This window comes from Streptomyces sp. NPDC050564 (genome assembly GCF_044457265.1).
Taxonomy (GTDB): Bacteria; Actinomycetota; Actinomycetes; order Streptomycetales; family Streptomycetaceae; genus Streptomyces.
The window spans coordinates 105,470-129,636 of the sequence record NZ_JBITGS010000025.1; the positions used below are offsets into that span (position 1 = coordinate 105,470).

Below are 24,167 nucleotides of genomic sequence, written 5' to 3' on the forward strand. Positions count from 1 at the left end.
GCTCGTGCCGCAGCTCAGCTGCTGTGGACGCCCACTTCGTAGAGCGAGTATCCCCAGTCGGTGCCGCGTTCCAGTCCGTGGATACGGACGTAGCGGGCCGGTGTGCCGGTGAACCGGGCCGTGTCCAGGCCGCCGTCGCCGGATGTCGTGGACCAGGCGGTCTGCCAGTTCGCTCCGTCGGCGGAGAGTTCGATGCGGTACGACTTCCCGTACGCACGCTCCCAGTCGAGCGTGACGCGCCCGACCAGGTGTGTGGAGCCGAGGTCGATGCGCAGCCACTGGTCGTTGCTCCAGCCGCCGGCCCAGCGGGTGTCCCGTGTGCCGTCCACGGCCCGGTTGGGTGCGTAGCTCGTGAACGGGTTCCACTCCGCCGAACTGGCCGTGGCCGTCGCGCCCTTGGCGAGGTTGACTCCGGCCTGGTGCTTCTCGGCCGCGCCCCACGTGTCGAGGTAGGACTCGGCGCCCCGGAAGAGGTCGTTCACCACGTCCTGTCCGCCGACGAGCCGGATGTCCTCGATCCAGTCCGGTACGAGGCCGTAGTGCGCGGCTCCGTCGGTGTTCAGGTCCCAGGTGCGCTCGCCGGTGGTCTGCCTGTCGATGACGGAGCCGCCGTCGACGCTGCGGAAGGGGTACGTGACCTTGTTGGCGGCGTCCGCGCCCCGGGGTCCCGGCCAGCCGCCCACACCGTTCATGTCGGTGCCGTAGCCGTAGCCCACGTCGTACTTGTCCCGCAGCGCCTTCGTGCGGTTCGCCTCGGCCACGAATCCCTCGGAGCCATGCATGTACTGGGCGACGAAGCCGCCGAGGCCGTAGACCCGCTCGGTCCAGTTCAGGTCCATCCAGCTGTGGGAGGAGATCACGCCGGGATACGACTCGGCCTCGAAGATGTCGAGCGCGCGGCCGACTGCCTTGACGCTCATATGGTCGATCTCCAGCATCATCTTGCGTTTCATCATGCCGCGCACGGCGTACTCTCCGAGGTCGGTGAGACCGCGGGTGTTGCACTGGGCGCCGCTGTCGTACGAGGGGACCTTCACGCCCGCCGGGAGTTCTCCCTCGGCCTCGGACGCCGAGGCTCCGTTGATGGGGTTGTCGTGCTGCGGGCCCGTGCACTTCTCCGTCTTCCAGAACGTGCCGGTCGACAGGAACTGCCCGACGTTGATGGCCGTTCCGAGCGCACCCTCGTCGAAGCGGACCCCGCACAGGGCGTTGTCGAACTTGTGGCACAGGAACATGCTGCGCACGCCGAGCCCGTACAACTCGTCCAGCCCTGCGTCGATGTCGGCCTTGCTGCACTGCGCAATGTCCAGGACCTGCTTGCAGCCGAACGGCTCGGAGGTCTCGACGCCCAGGATGACCGCCAGCTTGCCCTGCTTGATGACCTCGCGGGCCTGCGCGCTGTCGGTGACGATCCGGAACCATCCCTTGCCTGTACCGCCGTACATCTTGTCGACGTACGCCTGCAGGTCGTACGTCAGCTTCGCCTGCAGTCGGATCGACGTCATCTCGTCGCAGCTGCGGTCCTTGAAGAAGTACACCGAGCAGATCACACCGTTGGTGACGAGGTCGTTGACGAGCACCCGCTGGCCGCCGCGCCAGGCCCGTTCCACCCAGGCGTAGTAGTTCTGCTGATGGGTCAGCGAGTCGTGCGCGGGCCAGTCCTTGAACGTGGGCCAGCCGACCGGGTCGTGTCGGCCGTCACCGCCCTTGGTGATGAAGTCGAAGACCGCGAGCGAACCGTCGGGGTAATGCTCGGGACAGTCCTTGAGCGCGTCGGCGATCCCGGCCTCGGAGAACGTCTTGCCGCAGATGAGTCGCCCGCCGAAGGCCTCGTTGGCGAAGAGGTGGTCGTGGGCGTCGACGAAGCCGCCCACCTCTCCTTCGGCGTTGGTGCCCGTGAACGGCTCACCGGTGACATTGATCTGGGAGTCCGGGGTGGGGCGTGCGGTCGGAGTCCACCAGTCGTTGCCGGCCGCCGAACTCGGCGTGGGCCCCAGGGCCATGGCCAGCACGAGGAGGAGCAGCGACACAAGAGTGACGTCTTTGCGTCTGCGGTACGAACATCGATCCATCGTCACTACCCACATCCCTCGGTCGGCGGGGATGACACGGTCAACGAGCAGGCCGGCGGGGCTCCGAAGACAGCCCGTGTCGGATTGTCATGACCGGTGCAAGTTATGCGACGAGGATCACGGCTGACACATTCCGAGTCAAGAGTCCGGGACGCTTGACCTGATGACCCCGTGACGCCGTCCCCTCGGCCGGAGCGCCTCCCCGCGTCGGGAAACCTGGAGCCCTGGGCCGTCACAGCAGCCGTCCCTTCGCATCAACGGATCACCATCGACGACGGTCAGGTCGGCGGGCCGGCCCTCCTCGACGGCGCCGAGGTCGCGGTCGACGCCGAAGAGGCGGGCGGGCATGACGGGCACCGTGCGCAGGGCCTGTGGATCGAGCGGTGCATCAGCCGCTTGGAGCAGTGGCGCGGGCATCGCCACCGATACGACAGGACCGCGACCAGCTACCTGACCGGACTCCACATCGCAGGCACCTTCCTGTGGTCGCCGGACCACCAGTGGGCCGGATAACACCCTCAGGCCCGGCCGGCGGTGCCCGGAGACCGGGGCTGCTGCCGGCGCGGGACGGCCTCCGGCTCCCGGACCAGGTACTCCGCGTTATCCGAACTGGCCGGGCTGGTAGTCGCCGCCGGGCTGCTGGATGATGACGTTCCCGCGGTTGAAGGCGTTGATGAGGGCGATCTGGGACACCAGGGCGGCGAGTTGCTCCTCGTCGTAGTGCTTGGCGGCGTTCGCCCAGGCCTCGTCAGTGACCCCACCGGCTGCGTCGGCGATACGGGTGCCCTGCTCCGTCAGTTCCAGGGCCGCGCGCTCGGCCTCGGTGAAGACCGTGGCCTCCCGCCACGCCGCGACCAGGTTGAGGCGCACCGAGGTCTCACCGGCGGCGGCGGCGTCCTTGGTGTGCATGTCGAGGCAGCCACCGCACCCGTTGATCTGACTCGCGCGGATCTTCACCAGCTCCTGCGTCGCGGCAGGCAACGACGAGTCCGCGAGCACCTTGTTCGCCGCGATGATGTGCTTCCACACCTTGCCTGCGATCGGGCTGCCGAACATGTTCAAACGGGCACTCATGGCGAACTCCTCCGTCGTTGTCGATGCCTGCACCGATATGACGGAGCGGCTCGGCACGACGTAACTCGAACGAATGTGACCTGCGTCTCCCCTGCCCGCGCTGCGGGAGCGACCACCGACGACGAGGTTCGAAGGCGCTGTCGGAACGCCGCGCCGCACACCTTCGGTCCGCCCGGTGATCCGCACGAAACGGCCCAGTCGCCGGGAAGGTACGCCGCCGCATTCCCCGTAGACCGTCCTCAGCGCTGCTCACCCCCAATCGAGCCGGACAAGGCACACCGGAGGGGGCGGGCCTGAGCCGTCGGCGCGCGCCTCGGTGATCGGAGCCGGACGTTTACGCGGCTGTGACCCGGAACTATGGCGTCCACCACAGTCGGGTTCCCCGGACCCTGATGAGCTGGCCCGATGCGCAAAGCCGCCCCCCTCTTACTGGTCCTTGCCTCAGCACTCACCCTCACGGCGTGCGGGCACCAGGCCGACCCGCCCCCGTCCGACGCGCGGCCCACCTCTTCGGACGACCCGAGGTTCCTGCCGCTGGCCGCGTACGACATGCCCGAAAGCGACGGCCGAACAGTCGGCAGGGCTCGATGGACGCTCGCCAAGGAGTGCATGGCCCGCCTCGGGTTCGACAGCCTGAAGGACCTCGCCACCGACCCCGTACCCGCCTGGCCCCAACGCCCCGCCGGCACGGGCGTGTTGTTGGCCGTCCTGTACGCCTCGGACGGCTTCCGCTACGGCATCCAGGACCCGGAGCAGGCCGCGCGGTACGGCTATCACGCGGCGCAGGCCGAGTATCGGCGCCGCCACCCGGAGAAGAAGTGGTCCCTGCCCCAATACCTCGCGCTCACAGGCGAGTTCGTCGGGGACGATCCGAAGACTGTCCACGGCCACCGCGTCCCGGAACGCGGCTGTCTCGGCGAGGCAGACCGCACGATCTACGGGACGAACCCTCAGGACCGGAAGGATCCGGTCCTGGACCTGGAGACCAGGAGCCTCCGACAGGGCATGCGGGAACGCGCCTGGAACAAGGCGGACACGGCGTGGTCGGCCTGCATGCGGAAGGCGGGCTACCACTACGCCACACCCAATGACGCCGCGACAGGAAGCGACCGCGAGCGCCAGGAGCTCGAAGAACGGCTGAATGGACGGCAGCACGACCCCACCGAACCGTCCGCCCTGGAGAAGAGGACCGCGACCGCCGACGCCCGCTGCAAGCAGCAGACCGGCTACGTCCGCACGGTGCACGCCGTCGACCTGCGCATCCAGAACCAGCTCATCGCCAAGAACCGAACGAAGCTCGGAGAACAGCGCCGCTGGAACCGCGAAGCGGCCCGTAAAGCCCACGACATCCTCGAGGACCGGTCATGAAGACCGGCCTGCCGTCACCCGCGCTCGTCGGCTCCTGGACCTGACCATGTGCGCAGCGGAGCGCGACGGCTCGTCGGGCGGTACGGCGAGGTCGACCCGGACGCCACTCGGCGGCCCACTGACCTTTGAGAGGGCTCGCCACCCCTGATCCACTGAGAGGGCTCGCCGCCCCTGATCCGCCCTTTCAGCCGCCGCCGGCCTTGCTGTGGCGTGGTCTGGCGGGCGAGGCGACCCGCGCACGTCGCCCGCATCGGCGACCGGGCGTGGCTGCGGCACACCATGCCGGTGGACCGTGCGGGCGGGTCGGCGAACTACACCCGGTCAGGGGCGGCGAATCCATCGAGACCGCGCCACGTACCGTGGCGCGGTCTCGATGCTTCTCGTGACGCCGATTCTCGTACCCGCGCGGACGAAAATCTTGCCGCCACTCTTCACCGCTCCCGCCGGTCTTCTCTCTTGCCCCGACCTCCCTCACCGATCTAGCCTTACTTTGTGCCGCAAATAAACAAAACCCGATCGCACAGCGTCGTGCCGGGCAACGACCTCACCCGACTCCGCATCGCCCTCACGATCTTCTTCGCCCTCGACGGCTTCATCTTCGCCGGCTGGGTCGTCCGGATCCCGGCCATCAAGGAACAGACCGGCGCCTCCGCCAGCGCGCTGGGGCTCGCCCTCCTCGGCGTCTCCGCCGGTGCGGTGATCACGATGACGCTCACCGGACGCCTGTGCCGCCGCTTCGGCAGCCATCCGGTGACCGTGGTCTGCGGGGTGCTGCTGTCGCTGAGCGTCGCCCTGCCCCCGCTGACCCACTCGGCACTCGCTCTGGGACTCGTCCTGCTGATCTTCGGAGCCGCATACGGGGGGATAAATGTTGCCTTCAACAGCGCTGCCGTCGATCTGGTGGCCGCGCTGCGGCGGCCGATCATGCCCAGCTTCCACGGCGCCTTCAGCCTGGGCGGCATGATCGGCGCAGGGCTCGGCGGGCTGGTCGCGGGGTCCCTGTCCCCGACCCGCCATCTCCTCGGCCTCAGCCTGATGGGCCTGCTGGTGACCGCCGTCGCGGGACGTTCCCTGCTGCGGCACGAACCCCCGGTCCCGCCGGATCGCATGCCGCAGGAGGAGCGTGTCCCGCGTCGCCTGGACGCCCGCACCCGCGGACTGGTCACCGTGTTCGGTCTGATCGCCCTCTGCACGGCGTACGGCGAAGGAGCCCTGGCCGACTGGGGCGCGCTGCACCTGGAGCAGGATCTGAAGGCCCACCCGGGCATCGCGGCCGTCGGCTATTCATGCTTCGCCCTCGCCATGACCATCGGCCGACTCAGCGGCACGACTCTCCTGGAACGCCTCGGGCGGACCCGGACCGTGGTCGCGGGCGGCACCACGGCCGCCGTCGGAATGCTGCTCGGCGCTCTCGCCCCCACGGTGTGGGCGGCTCTGCTCGGCTTCGCGATCACGGGCCTCGGCCTGGCCAACATCTTCCCGGTCGCCGTCGAACGCGCGGGCGCACTCGCCGGCCCCAGTGGGGTCGCGACCGCGTCCACCCTCGGCTACGGCGGCATGCTCCTGGGACCGCCCGCCATCGGGTTCATGGCGGACTGGTTCTCCCTGCCCGCCGCCCTCACCAGCGTGGCAGCCCTGGCTGCGATGGCCGCGCTCATCGGGTTCGGCACCCGACGCGCGGCAGCGAGCTGACGACGCGCACCCTTCGGCGGGCCCTCCTGCACCCGAGACCGCTCCACCCGAGGCCGCTGTCAGTTTCCTTCTCCGAGTGACCGGCGGACGGCGGGAACCGTCGTCTAGGGAACCAGTGAGAACCGCCGGAAACCGCCGGGGACCAGCTCGCCAACCAGCGGCGGGAACCAGTCCCGACCGATTCCGGGAGCCAGTCCCGCAGAAGGTTCCGGGAACCAGTCGACGCAAGGTGTCCGGCAGGCTGTAGAGCTTCGAGTCACGCGGGCCGGGCGGCGCCACCACCAGGGCGTCACACGCGAGGCATCTTCAGCGCCTCGATCACGGCAGTCTTGTGGCCGCCGACGGCCTCAGCCACGGCGTCAATGCCGAGCGGTTCCCGGCCTGGCCTTCTCCAGCGCCGCAAGGATCACCGCCTGGCGATCGTCGCCCTTCGCCCGCTCCGTCGGCGGGCGCCTCGGCGCCCCGCGAGGTGAGGGCGTCCGCCCAGGGAAGGGCGCAGGCCTTCGGCGGCAGGGCGAGGGCCTCACTGCGGCACGGTCAACAGCGCGTCGAGGCGGCGGCGGGTTCACTGCCGGTCGGGATACGGCTCCGCCGCCGATCGGGATACGGGTCACCCGTGGTCGTGTTTCGGCCATGAGCACGCGGGGGCGTGGACATACGCCGGCGACGCGGAGGTAGTGGTTCACGCGCCGAGCTCCGCATCTGTGACGTCGGAACTTTCCCGGCATGCTTGACGCGCTCATGACACAGCTGCACACTCACCCACCAAGCCTCGAACGCACTCGCGACCTTCGACGCACCCGCATCTCCCCCCGCAACCGACGGCGATCCGCAAAGGTCCGAAGACAACGTTGTCACCCCCGCTCCTCCCCCAAGGAGGCCCCACATGGCGACACCTTCCATCCCGCAGTTCACGGCAGGACCGTCCACGGCCGCACCTCTGCCCGCCCGGCTCTCACGCCGGGCTCTACTGCGGACCGGTGTAGGCGCCGCAGCCGCCTTCGCCGCACTCGGCGGACCGGGTACGGCGTTCGCCGCGGCCGGCCCGCCCGACCCCGCGCTCGCCGACGACGTCCGGCAGGAGTTTCTCACGGCCTGGACGGCGTATCGCCGCCTGTCCTGGGGCCGCGACGAGTTGCGGCCGGTCAGCGGCACCGGTTCGGACTTCTTCATCAGCGGCGTGTCGCTGGGCCTGACTCTCGTCGAGTCGCTCGACACGCTCTACCTGATGGAACTCGACGGCGAGTTGGACGCGGCGATCGCCTGGATCGACGGCAACCTCGACTTCGACCGCAATGCGAACATCCACGTTTTCGAGACCATCATCCGGCTGGTCGGTGGACTGCTCTCCGGCTACCGGGCCACCGGCAGCGCCGTCCTGCTGGGCAGGGCCCGTGACCTCGGCGACCGGCTGCTCCCCGCGTTCACGTCGTCGCAGACGGGCGCTCCGTACCGTTACGTCAATCTGCGCACCGGCGCGGTCAGCGGCAACGCGGTGCCGCTCGCCGAGATCGGCAGCAACATCACCGAGCTGGGCCTGCTCTCCCAGCTCACCGGCGACCAGAAGTACCTCAACGCGGCGAAGAAGGCCCTGAAGGCCGTGTACGACCGACGGTCCTCGATCGACCTCGTCGGCTCGACACTCAACGTGGACACCGGCGCCTGGACCGACACCACCGCCCGCGTCGACCCGCCCGTCGACTCGTACTTCGAATACCTCTGGGACGCCTACCAGTTTCTCGGCGACACCGAGATCCGTGGCTGGTACCGCACACTGACCGCGGCCATCCTGCAGCGTCTCGGGGAGACGTACAACGGACGGCTCTGGTTCAAGTCCGTCAACATGAACACAGGCGCGCTGGTAGGCCGCGGGCAGTCCGAACTCACCGCGTTCTACGCCGGGTTGCTCGCCCAGGGAGGCAACCTGAGCGAGGGCGAGTCATACCACTCCTCCTGGGCGGACGCCCTGGCGCCGCACAAGCTGCCGCCCGAAGGCATCGACTACACGACGTTCGGGGCGACGAGCAATGAGTATCAACTGCGCCCCGAATACGCGGACTCCGCGCTGTTCCTGTGGCTGCTGACCGGCAAGGAGGTCTACCGGGACCGCGCCAAGTGGCTGTGGAACGCGCAGAAGGCGCACTGCAAGGTCGCGAACGGCTACACGGTCGTGTCGGACATGACGACCACGCCCACCACCAAGGGCGATCTCACTCCGGGCTACTGGTACTCGGAGAACATGAAGTACTTCTACCTGCTGTGGGCGGGCGCGCCGCGCTTCGACTACGCCACCAACTACCTCACCACCGAGGGAAATGTGCTGCGCGGTATCAACCGGGTCGCGGCGCCGGGCGTGAGCGGCACCTACCGGCTGCTCAACCGGGCGACCGGCCGGGCGATGGACGTGAGCGGCGCGTCGGCGGCGGACGGCGGCGCGGTGATCGCATGGACGCCGCACAGCGGCGCCAACCAGCGCTGGATCACCACCACCACCGGCGGCTACACCAAGCTGACCGGCCTGGGCAGCGGCAAAGTGCTCGAGGTCCCACGCTCCTCCACGGCGGACGGCACCGGACTGAACCAGTGGGCGCACAACGGCACCAACACGCAGCAGTGGACGCTCCAATCCACCGGCGACGGCTACTACCGGCTCGTCAACCGCAACAGCGGCAAGGCGGCCGACCTCGACGGAACCGGCAACGGCGCGGCGGTGGTGCAGCAGCCCGTCAGCGCCGCCGGCACCCAGCAGTGGCAGCTGGAGAAGGTGTGACGGCCATGCGAGCTCCGGTGAGACTCCTGCTCATACGCGCCCTTCTCGTCCTCGCCTTCCTCGCCTCCGTCCTCGGCCTGCCGGCCGGGCAGGCGCAGGCCGCGACCTCCGTCACCCTCAGCGGCGCCGCAGCCGGCCGCGTCTTCGACGGGGTCGGTGCGGTCAGCGGCGGCGGGGGCAACGCCAAGCTGCTGTACGACTATCCGGAGCCGCAGCGCGGCCAGATCCTCGACTATCTGTTCAAGCCGGGCTACGGGGCGAACATCTCGCTGCTCAAGGTGGAGATCGGGGGCGACGCCAACTCCACGGACGGCGCCGAACCCAGCCATATGCACACCGCCGGCGACCAGAACTATCAGCGCGGGTACGAGTGGTGGCTGATGGAGCAGGCCAAGGCCCGCAACCCGGGCATCAAGCTGGCCGCGCTCGCCTGGGCCGCGCCGGGCTGGATCGGCACGTCCGACGTGTGGACCAAGAACATGATCACGTATCTGGTCAACTACCTGCGCGGTGCGCGGGACGTCCACGGCCTGACCATCGACTATCTGGGCGGCTGGAACGAGAACGGCTGGGACTCCGGCTGGTTCGTCGACCTGCGCAAGGCCCTCGACACAGGCGGCTTCGGCCACGTCCAATTGGTCGGCGCCGACGGCGGCTGGGACGTCGTCACCGACATGCAGAACAACCAGGCGTTCAACGACGCGATCGCCGTCGTCGGCGCCCACTACCCGTGCGAGGGCGTCTCGGAGTCCACCGGCGACCGCTGCGAGTCACCGGCCGCGGCGCAGAACCTCGGCAAGCCGCTGTGGGCGAGCGAGAACGGCTCGCAGGACTACAGCGCCAACGGCCCGGTGATGGCCCGCCAGCTCAGCCGCGGCTATATCGACGCCAAGATGACGGCATACATCAACTGGCCGCTGATCGCCGCCCTTCCGCCGGGACTCCCCTTCCAGACGACCGGCCTGATGGTGGCACCGCAGCCCTGGTCGGGGCAGTACAGCGTCGGCAAGGGCCTCTGGGTCCAGGCGCACTGGAACCAATTCGCCAAGCCGGGCTGGCAGTTCGCCGACTCCGCGAGCGGCTACCTCTCCGGCGACCGGAACATCGGCAGTTACGTCACCCTCAATGCGCCGGGCAACACCGACTACACCACGATCATCGAGACCACTCGCGCCACCGCCACCGAGCAGTTCACCGCCCGTGTCACCGACGGACTGCCCACCGGAACGCTGCACGTGTGGGCCACCAACCTCAACTCCGCCAACCCGGCGGACTGGTTCGTACGCCGACCGGACATCACCCCGTCCGGCGGCACCTGGTCGCTCACCCTGCAACCCGGCCGCATCTACTCGATCAGCACGGCCGGCGGACAGGGCAAGGGATCGGCGTCCGGCCCGGCGTCCGCGTCGTTCCCACTGCCGCACACCGACGACTTCGACGCGTACGCCACCGGGCGCGAGGCCCGCTATCTCGCCGACCAGCACGGCTCCTTCGAGACCGTCGGCTGTGGCGGCGGCCGCGGCGGGCAGTGCCTGCGCCAGATGGCGCCCGTCGCGCCCATCCCCTGGCACCCGCACCAGAGCCCGGCGTACGCGCTGATCGGTGACAACTCGCTGACCGACTACACCGTGCAGTCGGACGTCATGTTCGAGCGGACGGGCGGCTCGGTGGCGCTGCTCGGCCGGTTCGGCGCCCGGGACTACTGGCAGGTGGGCCAGATCAACGCCTACTACCTGAAGGTCGGGCAGGCGGGCACCTGGCAGATCCTGCGGGGCGACACGGCCGGCGCACTGACCGTCCTCGCTTCCGGCACGCGGGCGGCGCTGGACGCGAACACCTGGCACAAGCTCGCCTTCCGACTGCAGGGCTCCACCCTGACCGCGATCGTGGACGGCGTGACGCTGGGCAGCACCGAGGACACCGCGTACGGGCTCGGCCCGGCCGGACTCGCGGTGGGGGTCGGCGAGAACAGCGTCACCTCCCGTTGGCGGAACGTGCAGTTCGACAACTTCTCCATCATTCCGGGCACGACCACCACGTACAAGATCGTCAATCGCAGCAGCGGCAAGGTGCTGGCGGTCGCGGGCAGTTCCTCCGACGACGGCGCGGCGATCGTGCAGCAGGCCGACACCGGCGTGGCGAGCCAGCGCTGGCGTGTGGTGCAGGACGGCGACTACGTGCAGCTCGTCAACACGCGCAGCAACAGTGCCCTGGACGTGCCGGGCTTCTCCACGACGCAGGGGACACAGCTCGTCCAGTGGACCGTCAACGGCGGCGAGAACCAGCAGTGGACGCTCGGCACGGCGAACGACGGCTACCAGACGCTGGTCAACCGGCACAGCGGCTACCTGGCGGACGTGAGCGGCGCCTCCGGCGCACAGGACGCGCCGGTCGTCCAGTGGCCGTCGAACGGCGGAGCCAACCAGCAGTGGCAGTTGGAGGCGTCATGATGAGGACCACGGCGAGGAGGCGGACGCTGATCGGCGGCATGGTGCTGGCGCTCGCGGCGTGGCTGGGCGCGCCCCGGACCGCGACCGCGGACGCCACCGCGACCGCGCGCCCCGGCATTGCCGCGGCGGGCAATCCGGTCGTGGCCATCTCCCCCACCGACACTCCCGCCCAGATCCGCGCCAAGGCGGCCACCGTCACCCCATCCACCCGGCAATTGACCTGGCAGCGAAGTGAGTTGACCGCATTCGTGCATTTCGGCGTCAACACGTACACCAGCCGCGAGCACGGTACGGGCACTGAGGATCCCCACATCTTCCAGCCCACGGAGCTGGACACCGACCAGTGGGCGAGAGCGCTGAGGGACGCGGGCTTCAAGCAGGTGATCCTCACCGTCAAGCACCACGACGGATTCCTGCTGTTCCCGTCCAGGTACTCCGGCTTCGGCGTGACAGCGACCTCGTGGCGCGGCGGCAAGGGCGAGGTCGTACGGGACCTCGCCGACTCCGCTCGCGCGCAAGGGCTGGCCTTCGGGATCTACACCTCGCCGGCCGACCTGCACGAGGCCCAGCCCGGCGGCCGGTACTCCAACGGCAGCGCGGCCACGGACCGGACGATCCCCTCCGACCCCGCGGACGTGGTCGACGGACAGACGTTCTCCGTCACGGCCGACGACTACAACACGTACTTCATGAACACCCTCTACGAGCTGCTGACCCGTTACGGGGACATCGCCGAGGTGTGGTGGGACGGGGCGAACCCGACCGGCACGTCCAACCCGTACAACTACACCGACTGGATTCACCTGGTACGCACCCTGCAACCGAACGCCGTGATCTTCCAGGACGTCGACAACCGCTGGGTCGGCAACGAGGACGGGGTCGGCCGCCCCTCCGAGTGGTCGCCGACCCCGCTCACGGGCGACGCCGCGACCGCCGCGGACCGGTTCCTGGAGCCCGAGGACGAGCGGGCCGGGGACCTGGCGGGCGATGCGGTGCTCGGGCAGCGCAAGGCCGACGGCACCGGCAAGTGGAGCGTGCTGCGCTGGACGCCGGCCGAGTGCGACGCGTCGATCATGGTGGACGGCTGGTTCTGGCCGACCGACGCCATGAAGACGCCGGCCCAGTTGGAGAACGAGTACTACACCTCGGTCGGCCGCAATTGCCAGCTCCTGCTCGACGTGGGCCCGGACCGGCGCGGCCTTCTCGACCAGGCCACCCTCGACGCGCTCTCCGCCTTCCACTCGACGATCGCGGGCACCTTCGCGACCGACCTGACGGCCGGGGCGAGTGCCGCCGACGACTCCGGGACCGGCCACAGCTCAGGACACGCGCCCGTCGCGGCGCTCGACGGGAGCCTCGACACCTCCTGGCAACCGACCGCGGACACCGGCGCGGTGGTGCTCGACCTGGCCGGGTCGAAGACGTTCGACGTGATCTCCGTCCAGGAGGACCTGAATGTCGGGATGCGCGCCCAGTCGTTCGCCGTGGACCGCTGGACTGGCAGCGGTTGGAGCGAGATCGCGACCGATACGACGATCGGGCACAAGAAGTTGGTGCGGCTGGTCGCACCGATGACGACCGACCGGGTCCGGCTGCGGATCACCGGCTCCCGGTCGGCCCCGGCGATCGCCTCGCTGGGCCTGTTCAAGCGGGCGGCCGGGAGCGCCCAGCCGGGCATCACCGCCCCGCTGCGCTCCGGTCTGGACAGCAAGTGCCTCGACGACGACAACGCGAGCAGCGCCGACGGCACCCGCGTACAGATCTACGACTGCAACGGCAGCCTCGCCCAGCTGTGGACCGTGAACGGCGACGGGACCGTACAGATCCTCGGCAAGTGCCTGGACGCCTACGGCGGTGGTACGGCCAACGGGACGCGGGTGCAGCTCTACACCTGTCACCGCGGTGCCAACCAGCAGTGGCGCGCGTCCGGCGGCACACTCGTGAACCCGGCCTCGGGCCGCTGCCTGGATGTGCCCGGCTTCAACTCGGCCAACGGCACGCAGGTGGTGCTGTGGGACTGCAACGGAGGTGCCAACCAGCGCTGGACTTCGTTCTGAGCCGGTGACGGTGACGGGCGGGACCGACCCCCCGACTCCACGGTGCCTCCGGTCGGCGCGCAAGCCGCCCGGAGGCACCGCCCGACTGTGCGTCGGCGCGTCAGCCGGTGTACGCCGCGAAGATCTTGGCGAACTCGTAGGGCGCCTGTGGGATGTTGGTGCACATGTACAGGGCGCCCGAGCAGGCGTTGCGGTCGCGGGTCGACTCCCAGAAGGCGAGTTCCCCGAGGTGCTTGCCCTGCGCGAAGGCCACCAGCCAGCGGGCGTCCGCCTGGTCGTAGATGTGGCCGTCGTCGTTCTGGCCGAGCATCGGCGTCACTCCGACCATGGCCCATACCTGGGCGTCCGTCCTGCCCGGGTAGAGCGACTTCAGTTGGGTGAAGGTGCTCTGCGCGGCCTGCACCGCCGCGTCGCCGTAGTCGACGCTGCGGTAGTAGTCCATCGCCATGACGTTCACGACGTCGAGGTCCACACCGGCGTCGCGCGCCGACTTGACCACGTTCAGTCCGTCGGTGGTCAGGCCTTCCGGAAGCACGGGGAGCGTGAGCGAGACCCGCAACCCCGGATGAGACTGTTGCAGGCGCGCCAGTGCCTGGGATCGGCGGGTGACCGAGGCCGGGTCGGCGGTGGCGGCGCCCTCGATGTCGAAGTCGACGTACTTCAGGTCGTAGGCGGTGACGACCGCGTTGTACTCCGTGTACAGCGCGTCCACCGATCCGCAGGCCTGGGCCAGTTCGATGCCGGTGGCGCCCCCGAAGGAGACCTTGACGTCTCCCCCGCCGGCCCGGATCGCGTCGATCTGGTCCTTGGCCCAACCGTCCCGCGGGTCATAGGCGTTGAACCACATAGCCTTGCAGCCAGAGGCGGTGATGAACGCCATCGTGTAACTCTTGAGCCCGCTCGCCGAGGCCATCTGGGGCATGCTCGGCGTGGGCCAGGCACCCATGTCGACGTAGGGCGCGGTGTGCACACCGCCGCCCGGCTGGGAGCCGCCACCGGAGGAAGTCGTACCGCTGACCGCCGTGCTGTAGGCGGAGGTGTTGCCCGCGGCATCCTTCGCCCGGACGCGGAACGAGTAACTCGTGCTCGCCTGAAGCCCGGTGGCGGTGTACGAAGTGCCGGTGACGGCGGCGGGGGCCCCTCCGTCGCGGGAGACCTCATAGCCCGCGACCGCGCCGGAGTCGTCGGTGGAGGCGCTCCAGCGTACGGTCAGCGATGAACCGGTCGCGGAGCCGACGGTCACCCCGGACGGCACGCCGGGAGGCGTGGTGTCGCCGCCGTTGGAACCGCCCGCGCACGACGTGCCGTTGAGTTTGCAGTTCGTCGGCGTACCGGTGCCGCTGGAGACCCACCCGAAGGTGGCGGTCGCGCCGGGCGCCAACGAGCCGTTGTACTCACGGTTCTTGAAGGTGTAGTGGCCGCCGCTCTGCGTGAGCAGCGCGTCCCAGTACGAGCCCACGGTGGTGCCGGAGGGCAGGTCGAACTCGACGGTCCAGCCGGACAGCGTGGTGCTGCCGGCATTGGTGATGGTGTACGCGCCCTGGTATCCGCCGTCCCAGGTCGAGGCCTTCGAGAAGGCCGCGGTCGGGGAAGCCGCGGCAGCGGGGGGCGCCAGGAACAGAAGGAACGCTCCGACGAACATGGCGAGCAGGGCCAACGGTCTTCGCATTGCTGCCTCCAGTGGGGGGTGGGTCGGCGCGAGGGGCCGCTATGGATTGGTCCATACCAAATCCCTGTCAGTACGTACCGATTTCACGACCGGGCGTCAAGGGGTGCGGATGGACTGGACCAAGGATCCGCGCGAGTATTGACATGCTCCGGACATCCAGCTGAAATGTGGTGGCTTTCGTTCGCCCGCGTTTGGTCGTGTGCAACAGTCACCCCCCTCGGAGCCGCACGTGTCTGCCGAACGACGCCCCCGCAGAAAGCAGTTGGCCGTGGCCGTGACCGCGCTCTGCCTTGCCGCCTCGACAGTCCTGGCGGCGCAGCCCGCGTCAGCCGCGCCTGCCGCCGCGCCCACCGTGGACAACGGCCTCGCCCGCACCCCGCCCATGGGCTTCAACAACTGGAACTCGACGCACTGCCGCGCCGAGTTCAATGAGGCCATGGTCAAGGGCATCGCCGACACCTTCGTCTCCCAGGGCCTCAAGGACGCGGGCTACACGTACGTCAACATCGACGACTGCTGGGCGCTGCCGAACCGTGACGCGAGCGGCAACCTCGTGCCCGATCCGGCCCGCTTCCCCAACGGGATCAAGGCAGTTGCGGACTACGTCCACTCCAAGGGGCTCAAGTTCGGGCTCTACTCCAGCGCCGGCACCAGGACCTGTGACGCCCAGGGATTCCCCGGTGGCCTCGGACACGAGCAGCAGGACGCCAACCTGTGGGCGTCCTGGGGCGTGGACTACCTCAAGTACGACAACTGCAACAACAACGGCGTCGACGCCAAGCAGCGGTACAAGGCGATGGGCGACGCGCTCAAGGCCACCGGCCGGCCGATCCTCTACAGCATCTGCGAGTGGGGTGAGAACCAGCCCTGGAACTGGGCGGCCCAGTACGGCAATTCGTGGCGCACCACGGGGGACATCTCCGACTCCTGGTCCAGCATGATCGGCATCGCCCATCAGAACCAGCCGTTGGCCCCGTACGCCGGACCCGGTGCCTGGAACGACCCCGACATGCTGGAGGTCGGCAACGGCGGCATGACCGACACCGAGTACCGCACCCACTTCAGCCTCTGGGCGCAGATGGCCGCACCGCTGCTGATCGGGAGCGATCTGCGCAATGTGTCCTCGGCGACGCTGGGCATCCTCAAGAACACCGACGTCATCACCATCGACCAGGACACACTGGGGCGGCAGGGCACGGTGGTGTCCTCTTCCGGCGGTCTCGTCGTGATGTCCAAGCCGTTGGCCGACGGCGGCCGTTCGGTAACGCTGACGAACGAGAACACGACGACGAGGACGGTGTCGACAACCGCGGAGGCCGTCGGTCTGGGCGGGGCGACCTCGTACTCCCTCAAGGACCTCTGGTCGAAGCAGACCAGCACCACGACCGGCGCGATCAGTGCGTCGGTGCCGGCGCACGGCACGGTGATGTACCGCGTCACCCCCGGCACGCCGGTCCCGCCGCCGACCGGAGTCAACCAGCTCGGCGACCTGCCGTGGACCTCGGCGGCCAACGGCTGGGGCCCGGTCGAGCGCAACCTGAGCAACGGCGAGCAGGCGGCGGGCGACGGCCGCACACTCACCATCAACGGCACGACGTACGCCAAGGGCCTCGGCACCCATGCCGCCGGTGACATCACGTACTACCTGGGCGGTGCCTGCACGTCCCTGCGCGTGGACGTCGGGGTCGACGACGAGTCGACGGCAGGCGGGTCCGTCGGCTTCCAGCTCTACCGGGACACGACCAAGGTCGCCGACAGCGGTGTGCGGACGGCCAGTGATCCACCGCTGCGACTCACAGCGGATCTCACCGGCGGCACGAAGCTCCGGCTCGTCGTCACGGACGGCGGCGACGGGATCGCCTACGACCACGCCGACTGGGCCGACGCCCGACTCGCGTGCGGCAGCGGCCCCACGGCAGGTACGCACGCGCTCAGCGACCTGACCTGGGCCTCGGCCACCGGCGGCTGGGGCCCGGTGGAGCGCGACACAAGCAACGGCGAGCAGCCCGCCGGGGACGGCCGCACCCTCACGATCAACGGCACGGCGTACGCGAAGGGCCTCGGCACCCATGCCGCAAGCACGATCGCCTACTACCTGGGCGGCAGTTGTTCGGGGCTCACCGTGAGCGTCGGCGTCGACGACGAGGCCGGGGGCAGCAACGGATCCGTTGTCTTCCGCCTCTACCGGGACGACACACTCGTCGCGGACAGCGGCCGTATGACGGGCGCCGACGCGGCGAAGCCGCTCACCGCGGACCTCACCGGCGGCCTCGAACTCCGGCTCGTCGTCACCGACTCCGGGGACGGCATCAACTACGACCACGCGGACTGGGGTGGGCCGCGGCTGACCTGCGCCTGAGGGGGAGGGCACGGCTCAAGGCCGCCGGTCGGCACTACGTGACGATCGGCTGACGGCGAGGTACTCCCCCGCCCCCGCTCCGTCCGGCAGACTCCGGGTATGGAAATTGAGTACTTCCTGGAAACCCTGGACAGAGAGGGCCGGTTGCTGGCCGCGGCAGCCGAGGGGTCGGGAACCGACGCCAAGGTCGCGACCTGCCCCGGCTGGCAGGTGCGGGATCTCGTGCGGCACACGGGCATGGTGCATCGGTGGGCCGCCGCGTTCGTCGCCGAGGAGTACACCTCGTACCATCCCGACGGCGGCCTGCCGGATCTTGACGGTCACGAACTCCTCGCCTGGTTCCGGGAAGGCCACCGGCGGCTCGTCGACACGCTGGCCGGCGCCTCGCCCGACGTACGGTGCTGGAGCTTTCTGCCGGCCGCCTCGCCGCTCGCCTTCTGGGCACGGCGGCAGGCCCACGAGACGACCGTGCATCGGGTCGACGCCGAGTCGGCGCTCGGCGGGGAGCCGAGCGCCGTGGCGACGGATTTCGCGGTGGACGGGATCGAGGAGTTGCTGCGCGGGTTCCACGCGCGCTCGAGGAGCAGGGTACGGACGCAGGAGCCGCGCGCCCTGCGGGTACGGGCCGCGGACGCGGAGGCGGTGTGGACCGTACGGCTGTCGGCGCATCCGCCGGTCAGTGGCCGGGACGAGCAGGGGGACGCGGACTGCGAGCTGGCCGGACCGGCCGCGCGGATCTACCTGGCGCTCTGGAACCGAGCGCCGTTCCCCGGCGTGACGGGTGACGCCTCGCTCGCCGCGCTGTGGCGCGAGAAATCGGGGATCACCTGGAGCTGACGAGGGCGAACCCCGAGGTCACTCGAAGCGGGGCGAAGCAGGTCCGCCGACCCGGAGGTGAGTGAGCCGGGTCCGGTCATTCACAGGCGGTGGCCGGGCCGCCCGCCAGCATCCGCGTCAGGACCGCACGCTGCAGCGGCAGCACCTCGCTGTGCAGTTCACGCCCCTTCGGGGTGAGGCACACCCGCACCCCCCGGCGGTCCTCCGCGCACATGCCGCGCGTCACCAGACCGTCCTTCTCCAGCCGGCCGATCAGCCGCGACAGTGCGCTCTGGCTCAGATGGACACGCTCGGAGATCTCCTGGACGCGGTACGAAGCACCGCCGTCCGACGCGGTGCCCTCGGCCAGTACGTCGAGCACCTCGAAGTCGCTGGCGCCGAGGCCGTGTCGATGCAGTGCGCGGTCGAGCTCGCAGAGGGTGCGGGCATGCACCGCGAGGATGTCGCGCCACTGGTTCACGAGCCCTTGCTCGGCCTTCTTCGCCGCCGCCATGGGCGCACCGTAGCAAAGAATCGGCTTTGTTGCATCGGAATTAAATGCGTTTGCATTGAATGCATATGCATGTAGTGTCGGGGCATGACCTCTCCGCTCACCCACCCCGCGCCCCAGGGACGCTGGACCCCTCGACTGTGGGGCACCCTGCTGGTGCTCTGCGCCGCGATGTTCCTGGACGCGCTGGACGTGTCGATGGTCGGCGTCGCCCTGCCGTCCATCGGCTCCGAACTCGATCTCTCCACCTCGACGCTCCAATGGATCGTCAGCGGCTACATCCTGGGATACGGCGGACTGCTCCTCCTCGGCGGACGCACCGCCGACCTGCTGGGCCGCCGCCAGGTCTTCCTGGTGGCCCTGGGCGTCTTCGCGCTCGCCTCGCTGCTCGGCGGACTCGTCGACTCCGGTCCACTGCTGATCGCCAGCCGCTTCATCAAGGGCCTGAGCGCGGCGTTCACCGCCCCCGCGGGCCTGTCGATCATCACCACCACCTTCGCCGAGGGCCCGCTGCGCAACCGCGCGCTCTCGATCTACACCACCTGCGCGGCCACCGGCTTCTCGATGGGCCTCGTCCTGTCCGGCCTGCTCACCGAGGCGAGCTGGCGGCTGACCATGCTGCTGCCCGCGCCCATCGCGGTCATCGCGCTGCTCGCGGGTCTGAAGCTCATCCCGCGCAGCGAGCGCGAGAAGGACCACCGCGGTTACGACATCCCCGGCGCCATCATCGGTACCGCCTCGATGCTGCTGCTCGTCTTCACCGTCGTCCAGGCACCCGAGGTCGGCTGGGGCTCGGCCCGCACTCTGCTCTCCTTCCTCGCTGTCGCCGTGCTGCTCACCGTCTTCGTGACCGTCGAGCGGCGCAGCCCCAGCCCGCTGATCCGGCTCGGAGTGCTGCGCTCCGGCAGCCAGATCCGGGCCCAGCTCGGCGCGATGGCGTTCTTCGGCTCGTACGTCGGATTCCAGTTCCTGGTGACCCTGTACATGCAGTCGCTGCTGGGCTGGTCGGCCCTGCACACCGCGCTCGCCTTCCTACCGGCCGGGGCGTTGGTGGCGCTGTCCTCCACGAAGGTGGGGGCCGTGGTCGACCGGTTCGGGACCCCGCGGCTCATCGCGGTGGGCTTCGCCCTGATGGTCGTCGGGTACGCGCTCTTCCTGCGCGTCGACCTCGACCCCGTGTACGCGGCGGTCATCCTGCCGACCATGCTGCTGATCGGCGCGGCCTGCGCGCTGGTCTTCCCCTCGCTCAACATCCAGGCCACCAACGGCGTGGACGACCACGAGCAGGGCATGGTGTCGGGCCTGCTCAACACCTCGGTCCAGGTGGGCGGCGCCATCTTCCTGGCCGTGGTGACGGCGGTCGTGACCGCGAACTCCTCCGAGGGCTCCTCGCCGCAGGCCGTCCTCGACAGCTACCGGCCCGGCCTGATCGTGGTGACCGGCATCGCCCTCGCGGGCCTGCTGATCACCCTGCCGGGCCTGCGGACACGGCATCCGCAGCAGTCCATCGTCGTCGCCAAGTCCGTCCAGGAGGAGGCGGAAGCGGAACGCGTCGCGGTCCGCGACTAGGGGGAACGCCTCCAGAGTGTGCCCGGCGGGGGACCTTGCCCCGCCGGGCGCACGCCTGTTTGACTCGACGGATGGAGAACGACGGGGGACCTGTACGGATGAACGGCACCAGGGGACGGCGCACTCAGGCCCAACGGGACGCGGTCACCGTCGAGATCGGATACGCCCTGTTCAGCGCGGCGTTCGTGGCGGCGATCGGGTTCGGGGTGGTGACCGGACCGGCGCTGTTCCTCGATCTGTCGGGCGCCGCGGTGCGGACACTGGTCGCTTTTGGCGCAACTCTCGCCGCCGTCCTCTTCGTCCTGCGCGTCGCCACCGTGCTGATTCGCTTCGGACGAGCGGGTGCGGCTCAGCCCAGCCAGCCCGGCCGCACCAACCCCGACTCGTAGGCGAGAACGACCAGTTGAGCCCGGTCGCGGGCGCCCAGCTTGACCATCGTGCGGCTGACATGGGTCTTCGCCGTGAGCGGGCTGACGACCAGGCGGCGGGCGATCTCGTCGTTCGAGAGGCCGATGCCGACCAGGGCCATCACCTCCCGTTCCCGCTCGGTGAGTTCGGCGAGGGAGGCGGCGGCCGCGGGCTCCTTGGAGCGGGCCGCGAACTCGGCGATCAGCCGGCGCGTCACCCCCGGGGAGAGCAGGGCGTCACCCTCGACCACCGCCCGTACCGCGCGAAGGAGTTCCTCCGGCTCGGTGTCCTTGACCAGGAACCCGGAGGCTCCGGAGCGGATCGCCTCGAAGACGTACTCGTCCAGTTCGAAGGTGGTGAGCATGACCACCTTGACGTCCTTCAGGTCGGCGTCGTCGGTGACGCGGCGGGTCGCGGCGAGGCCGTCGAGCAGGGGCATCCGGATGTCCATCAGAACGACGTCGGGGCGCAGTTCGCGCACCTTGCGCAAGGCCTCCTCGCCGTCGGCCGCCTCGCCGGCCACCTCGATGTCCGGCTGCGCGTCGAGCAGCGCCTTGAAGCCTGCCCTGACCAATGACTGGTCGTCGGCGAGCAGTACGCGGATCACCGGTCCTCCTTCGCCCTCAGCGGCAGTACGGCCAGCACACGGAAGCCTCCGTCGTCGCGCGGGCCCGCCTCGATCGTGCCACCCAGGGCCGCGGCCCGCTCCCGCATTCCGGCGAGCCCGTTGCCGCTGCCGCCCGCGTCCGCGCCGGTCGCGGGGCCGTCGTCGTCGATCCGCAGCCGCAGCGCTCCCTCCGCGGATTCGAGGCGCACGCGCGCGTGCCGCGATCCCGAGTGCCGTACGACATTGGTGAGCGCCTCCTGGACGATGCGGAAGGCGGCCAGATCGGTGCCGGGCGGCAGCGTCGGGACCTCACCCGCGGTCTCGACCGTCAGTCCCGCGCCCGCGGCCTGTTCGACGAGTTCGGGGAGCCGGTCGAGTCCGGGCGCGGGCGCGCGCGGCGCCTCTCCCGGCGCACGCAGTGTGTCGAGCACCTGGCGGACCTCGCCCAGCGCCTCCTTGCTGGCCGCCTTGATGGTGGTGAGCGCCGTGCGCGCCTGCTCGGGGTCCGAGTCGAGAAGCGCGAGGCCGACACCCGCCTGCACGTTGATGACCGAGATGCTGTGCGCCAGCACGTCGTGCAGTTCACGGGCGATCCGCAGTCGCTCCTCGTCGGCGCGCCGCTCGGCGGACCGCGCACGCTCGGCACGCTCGCGGGCCCACTGTTCACGGCGTACGCGGACCAGTTCCGACAGCGCCACGATCGCCACGATCCAGGTGGCGATGATGCCCTCCTGCCCCCAGGAGGCAGGCTGGTCCCCCGGAGGCGGCAGCCATCGGTAGAGCCAGTGCCCCACCAGCACATGCCCGACCCAGAACATCCCGACCGCTGTCCAGGCGGCTCTGCGGTGTCCGGCGACGACCGCGCTGAAGCAGCCCAGGGCGACCACGAGGAAGACGGGCCCGTACGGATATCCGGCGCCCAGATAGATCATGGCGACGGCGGCCGTGCCGAAAGCCACGAGCACCGGCTGTCGCTGCCGCCACAGCAGCATGCCCGACCCCACCAGCAGCAGCGCCCTCGCGAAGGAGTCCAGGTGAGCTCGGTCGCCCGCCTGCGAGTGGGCCGCGAAATGGGACCCGACGAGCACGAAGACGGTCAGCAGCAGCGTGGACCGCCACGGCCAGTGGGCACCGCGCTCCTCGCCGTCCCAGCGGCTCCACCCGGACGGCCCGTGCCGCCACCACGGGGGTGGACCGCCCCACGCCGGGGACCGGGGAGTGCGCTGCTCTTCCATGACCGCCACGCTAGACGGGACAGGTCGTCCTGGGCGTCCGCCGGGCGAGGTGATCAGGCGTACTCCCCGCGGAGTACCGCCGGGCTTGCCGCCGCACGCCGGTCGGCGGCGAGGTCCGTCCCGGCCTTCAGGCGCCGTTCGCCCCGCCGGAACCCGTCCCCCTGCCGCCGACGCTGTTGGTCGCGGACGTGCCGGTCGGCCGGGGGAAGACCAGTCCCACACCGTGGGCGAGTTGATCCGCCGCGTGCCGGAAGAAGGTCTCGCGGTCCTCCACGACCCGGTTGAACTGCCCGAACAACTCGAAGCCGATCAGTCCGTAGAGCTGCGCCCAGGCGGCCACGAGCGCCGTGACCACCTCGGGCGGAAGGTCGGGCGCGAGCTCGGCGGTCATCCGCTGCGCCTCGGCCTTCAGGCCGGCAGGCAACGGCGGACGGGCCACCCCCTGCCCCTGATGCGCGTCGCGGACGATGCCGATCAGGAGCAGGCCCACACGAGCGGCGGCCGGGATGGTCGTCTCCGGCGCCTTGTACCCGGGCACGGGCGAACCGTAGATGAGCGCGTACTCGTGCGGATGCTCCAGCGCCCACCGGCGCACCGCCACGCACACGGCGATCCAGCGGTCCCGGGGACCGGCGTCGGCGACTTCGGCGTGCGCCGACTCCCCGGTCTCGCCGAGGGAGTCGTACGCGTCGATGATGAGCGCGGTCAGCAGGTCGTCACGGCTGGGGAAGTAGCGATACAGCGCGGAGGAGACCATGCCGAGCTCACGGGCCACGGCCCGCAGCGAGAGCTTGGCGGCGCCCTCCGCCGCGAGCTGTCTGCGCGCCTCGTCCTTGATGGCCGCGGTGACCTCGATCCTGGCTCGGGCCCGTGCCCCTCGTGCGGTACTCATGCCGGGCAGTGTGCCACGTTTTCAGAGCAGTGCACACAAAAGAGAGCACCGAACAAATTAGAGAGCACCTCTCTTGCTCTGGATCACCGATCTGCTGCAGACTGCTCTCGAGCGAGAGCAGTGCACACAAAAGGGAGCAGCGCTCTCACAAACGATGGGGGTCACCATGTCCACGCACGTCCAGAAGCCGGGCTGGTTCACCGTGAACGTCTTCAACCGTGCGGTCGCCTGGATAACCCGCCGCGGCATCAGCATCTGGGGTTCCAGGGTCCTCGCCGTGCGCGGTCGCAAGAGTGGCGAGTGGCGCACGACCCCGGTCAATCTGCTCACCGTGGACGGACAGCAGTACCTGGTCGCCCCCCGCGGCCATGTCCAGTGGACGCACAACATGCGGGCGGCGGGGGGCGGCGAGCTGCGCCTCGGCAAGAACGTGGACACGTTCACCGCGACCGAGATCGCCGACGACGACAAGGTCCCGCTGCTGCGCGCCTACCTCAAGCGCTGGAAGGCCGAGGTCGGCGTCTTCTTCAACGGCGTCGGCCCCGACTCGTCGAACGACGAGCTGCGCCGCATCGCCCCCGACCACCCGGTGTTCCGGATCACGGTCGAGCGGTGACC

Annotated in this window: 18 protein-coding genes; 10 read left to right on the forward strand and 8 right to left on the reverse strand. The window is 69.8% G+C overall.

Going from position 1 to position 24,167, the window contains the following annotated elements; all coding sequences use genetic code 11:
- Window positions 1-14 precede the first annotated feature (14 nt).
- From ACIBK0_RS33790 to ACIBK0_RS33800, 3 genes are all read right to left on the reverse strand, one after another.
- Window positions 15-2,072 (reverse strand): discoidin domain-containing protein, encoded by a 2,058-nt coding sequence (locus ACIBK0_RS33790; protein ID WP_399088378.1) that lies wholly within the window; start codon window positions 2,070-2,072, stop codon window positions 15-17.
- 138 nt (window positions 2,073-2,210) lie between these two features.
- On the reverse strand, window positions 2,211-2,489 hold the full coding sequence (locus ACIBK0_RS33795) for an amidohydrolase family protein (protein WP_399088260.1): 279 nt from the start codon (window positions 2,487-2,489) through the stop codon (window positions 2,211-2,213).
- Between the two features lie 183 nt (window positions 2,490-2,672).
- On the reverse strand, window positions 2,673-3,146 hold the full coding sequence (locus ACIBK0_RS33800) for a carboxymuconolactone decarboxylase family protein (protein ID WP_399088262.1): 474 nt from the start codon (window positions 3,144-3,146) through the stop codon (window positions 2,673-2,675).
- Window positions 3,147-3,551: 405 nt separating this feature from the next.
- Between ACIBK0_RS33800 and ACIBK0_RS33805 the strand changes: the two genes are divergently transcribed.
- The 5 genes from ACIBK0_RS33805 to ACIBK0_RS33825 all read left to right on the forward strand — a co-directional run bounded on the left by ACIBK0_RS33805 (window position 3,552) and on the right by ACIBK0_RS33825 (window position 13,483).
- Entirely contained in the window at window positions 3,552-4,514 is a 963-nt protein-coding gene (locus ACIBK0_RS33805; protein WP_399088264.1) for a lipoprotein, read from the forward strand.
- A 528-nt stretch (window positions 4,515-5,042) separates the two neighbouring features.
- A complete protein-coding gene (locus ACIBK0_RS33810; protein ID WP_399088266.1) occupies window positions 5,043-6,206 on the forward strand; it encodes an MFS transporter in 1,164 nt (387 codons plus the stop codon).
- 886 nt (window positions 6,207-7,092) lie between these two features.
- Window positions 7,093-8,976 carry a glycoside hydrolase family 47 protein gene (locus tag ACIBK0_RS33815; RefSeq protein WP_399088268.1) on the forward strand — a complete coding sequence of 628 codons (1,884 nt, stop codon included), beginning with the start codon at window positions 7,093-7,095 and terminating at the stop codon, window positions 8,974-8,976.
- Between the two features lie 5 nt (window positions 8,977-8,981).
- Window positions 8,982-11,426 carry an RICIN domain-containing protein gene (locus ACIBK0_RS33820; RefSeq protein WP_399088270.1) on the forward strand — a complete coding sequence of 815 codons (2,445 nt, stop codon included), beginning with the start codon at window positions 8,982-8,984 and terminating at the stop codon, window positions 11,424-11,426.
- Window positions 11,423-13,483 (forward strand): ricin-type beta-trefoil lectin domain protein, encoded by a 2,061-nt coding sequence (locus ACIBK0_RS33825; protein ID WP_399088272.1) that lies wholly within the window; start codon window positions 11,423-11,425, stop codon window positions 13,481-13,483. Before ACIBK0_RS33820 ends, ACIBK0_RS33825 begins: the two co-directional genes overlap by 4 nt.
- A gap of 100 nt (window positions 13,484-13,583) precedes the next feature.
- Here ACIBK0_RS33825 and ACIBK0_RS33830 read toward each other — a convergent pair whose 3' ends face one another.
- A complete protein-coding gene (locus ACIBK0_RS33830; protein WP_399088274.1) occupies window positions 13,584-15,152 on the reverse strand; it encodes a cellulose binding domain-containing protein in 1,569 nt (522 codons plus the stop codon).
- Between the two features lie 229 nt (window positions 15,153-15,381).
- On the opposite strand from ACIBK0_RS33830, the gene ACIBK0_RS33835 reads away from it, so the two are divergent.
- Window positions 15,382-17,511 carry an NPCBM/NEW2 domain-containing protein gene (locus ACIBK0_RS33835; protein ID WP_399088276.1) on the forward strand — a complete coding sequence of 710 codons (2,130 nt, stop codon included), beginning with the start codon at window positions 15,382-15,384 and terminating at the stop codon, window positions 17,509-17,511.
- A 99-nt stretch (window positions 17,512-17,610) separates the two neighbouring features.
- Entirely contained in the window at window positions 17,611-18,348 is a 738-nt protein-coding gene (locus tag ACIBK0_RS33840; RefSeq protein WP_399088278.1) for a maleylpyruvate isomerase family mycothiol-dependent enzyme, read from the forward strand.
- 76 nt (window positions 18,349-18,424) lie between these two features.
- On the opposite strand, the gene ACIBK0_RS33845 is transcribed toward ACIBK0_RS33840, so the two are convergent.
- Window positions 18,425-18,841, reverse strand: coding sequence for a MarR family winged helix-turn-helix transcriptional regulator (locus ACIBK0_RS33845; RefSeq protein WP_399088280.1), 417 nt, complete (start codon window positions 18,839-18,841; stop codon window positions 18,425-18,427).
- 84 nt (window positions 18,842-18,925) lie between these two features.
- Between ACIBK0_RS33845 and ACIBK0_RS33850 the strand changes: the two genes are divergently transcribed.
- Both ACIBK0_RS33850 and ACIBK0_RS33855 read left to right on the forward strand, forming a co-directional pair.
- Window positions 18,926-20,407, forward strand: coding sequence for an MFS transporter (locus ACIBK0_RS33850; RefSeq protein ID WP_399088282.1), 1,482 nt, complete (start codon window positions 18,926-18,928; stop codon window positions 20,405-20,407).
- A 98-nt stretch (window positions 20,408-20,505) separates the two neighbouring features.
- Window positions 20,506-20,796, forward strand: coding sequence for a DUF6332 family protein (locus tag ACIBK0_RS33855; protein WP_399088284.1), 291 nt, complete (start codon window positions 20,506-20,508; stop codon window positions 20,794-20,796).
- Here ACIBK0_RS33855 and ACIBK0_RS33860 read toward each other — a convergent pair.
- From ACIBK0_RS33860 to ACIBK0_RS33870, 3 genes are all read right to left on the reverse strand, one after another.
- On the reverse strand, window positions 20,757-21,422 hold the full coding sequence (locus ACIBK0_RS33860; RefSeq protein WP_399088286.1) for a response regulator: 666 nt from the start codon (window positions 21,420-21,422) through the stop codon (window positions 20,757-20,759). The two genes, ACIBK0_RS33855 and ACIBK0_RS33860, sit on opposite strands and share 40 nt — an antisense overlap.
- Window positions 21,419-22,657: a sensor histidine kinase gene (locus ACIBK0_RS33865; protein ID WP_399088288.1), complete on the reverse strand. Its 1,239-nt coding sequence runs from the start codon at window positions 22,655-22,657 to the stop codon at window positions 21,419-21,421. The genes ACIBK0_RS33860 and ACIBK0_RS33865 overlap by 4 nt, the downstream gene beginning before the upstream one ends.
- A 127-nt stretch (window positions 22,658-22,784) precedes the next feature.
- Window positions 22,785-23,549: a TetR/AcrR family transcriptional regulator gene (locus ACIBK0_RS33870; protein WP_399088290.1), complete on the reverse strand. Its 765-nt coding sequence runs from the start codon at window positions 23,547-23,549 to the stop codon at window positions 22,785-22,787.
- A gap of 166 nt (window positions 23,550-23,715) precedes the next feature.
- Here ACIBK0_RS33870 and ACIBK0_RS33875 point away from each other — a divergent pair, with 166 nt between their 5' ends.
- Window positions 23,716-24,165 (forward strand): nitroreductase family deazaflavin-dependent oxidoreductase, encoded by a 450-nt coding sequence (locus tag ACIBK0_RS33875; protein ID WP_399088292.1) that lies wholly within the window; start codon window positions 23,716-23,718, stop codon window positions 24,163-24,165.
- Window positions 24,166-24,167: the final 2 nt, after the last annotated feature.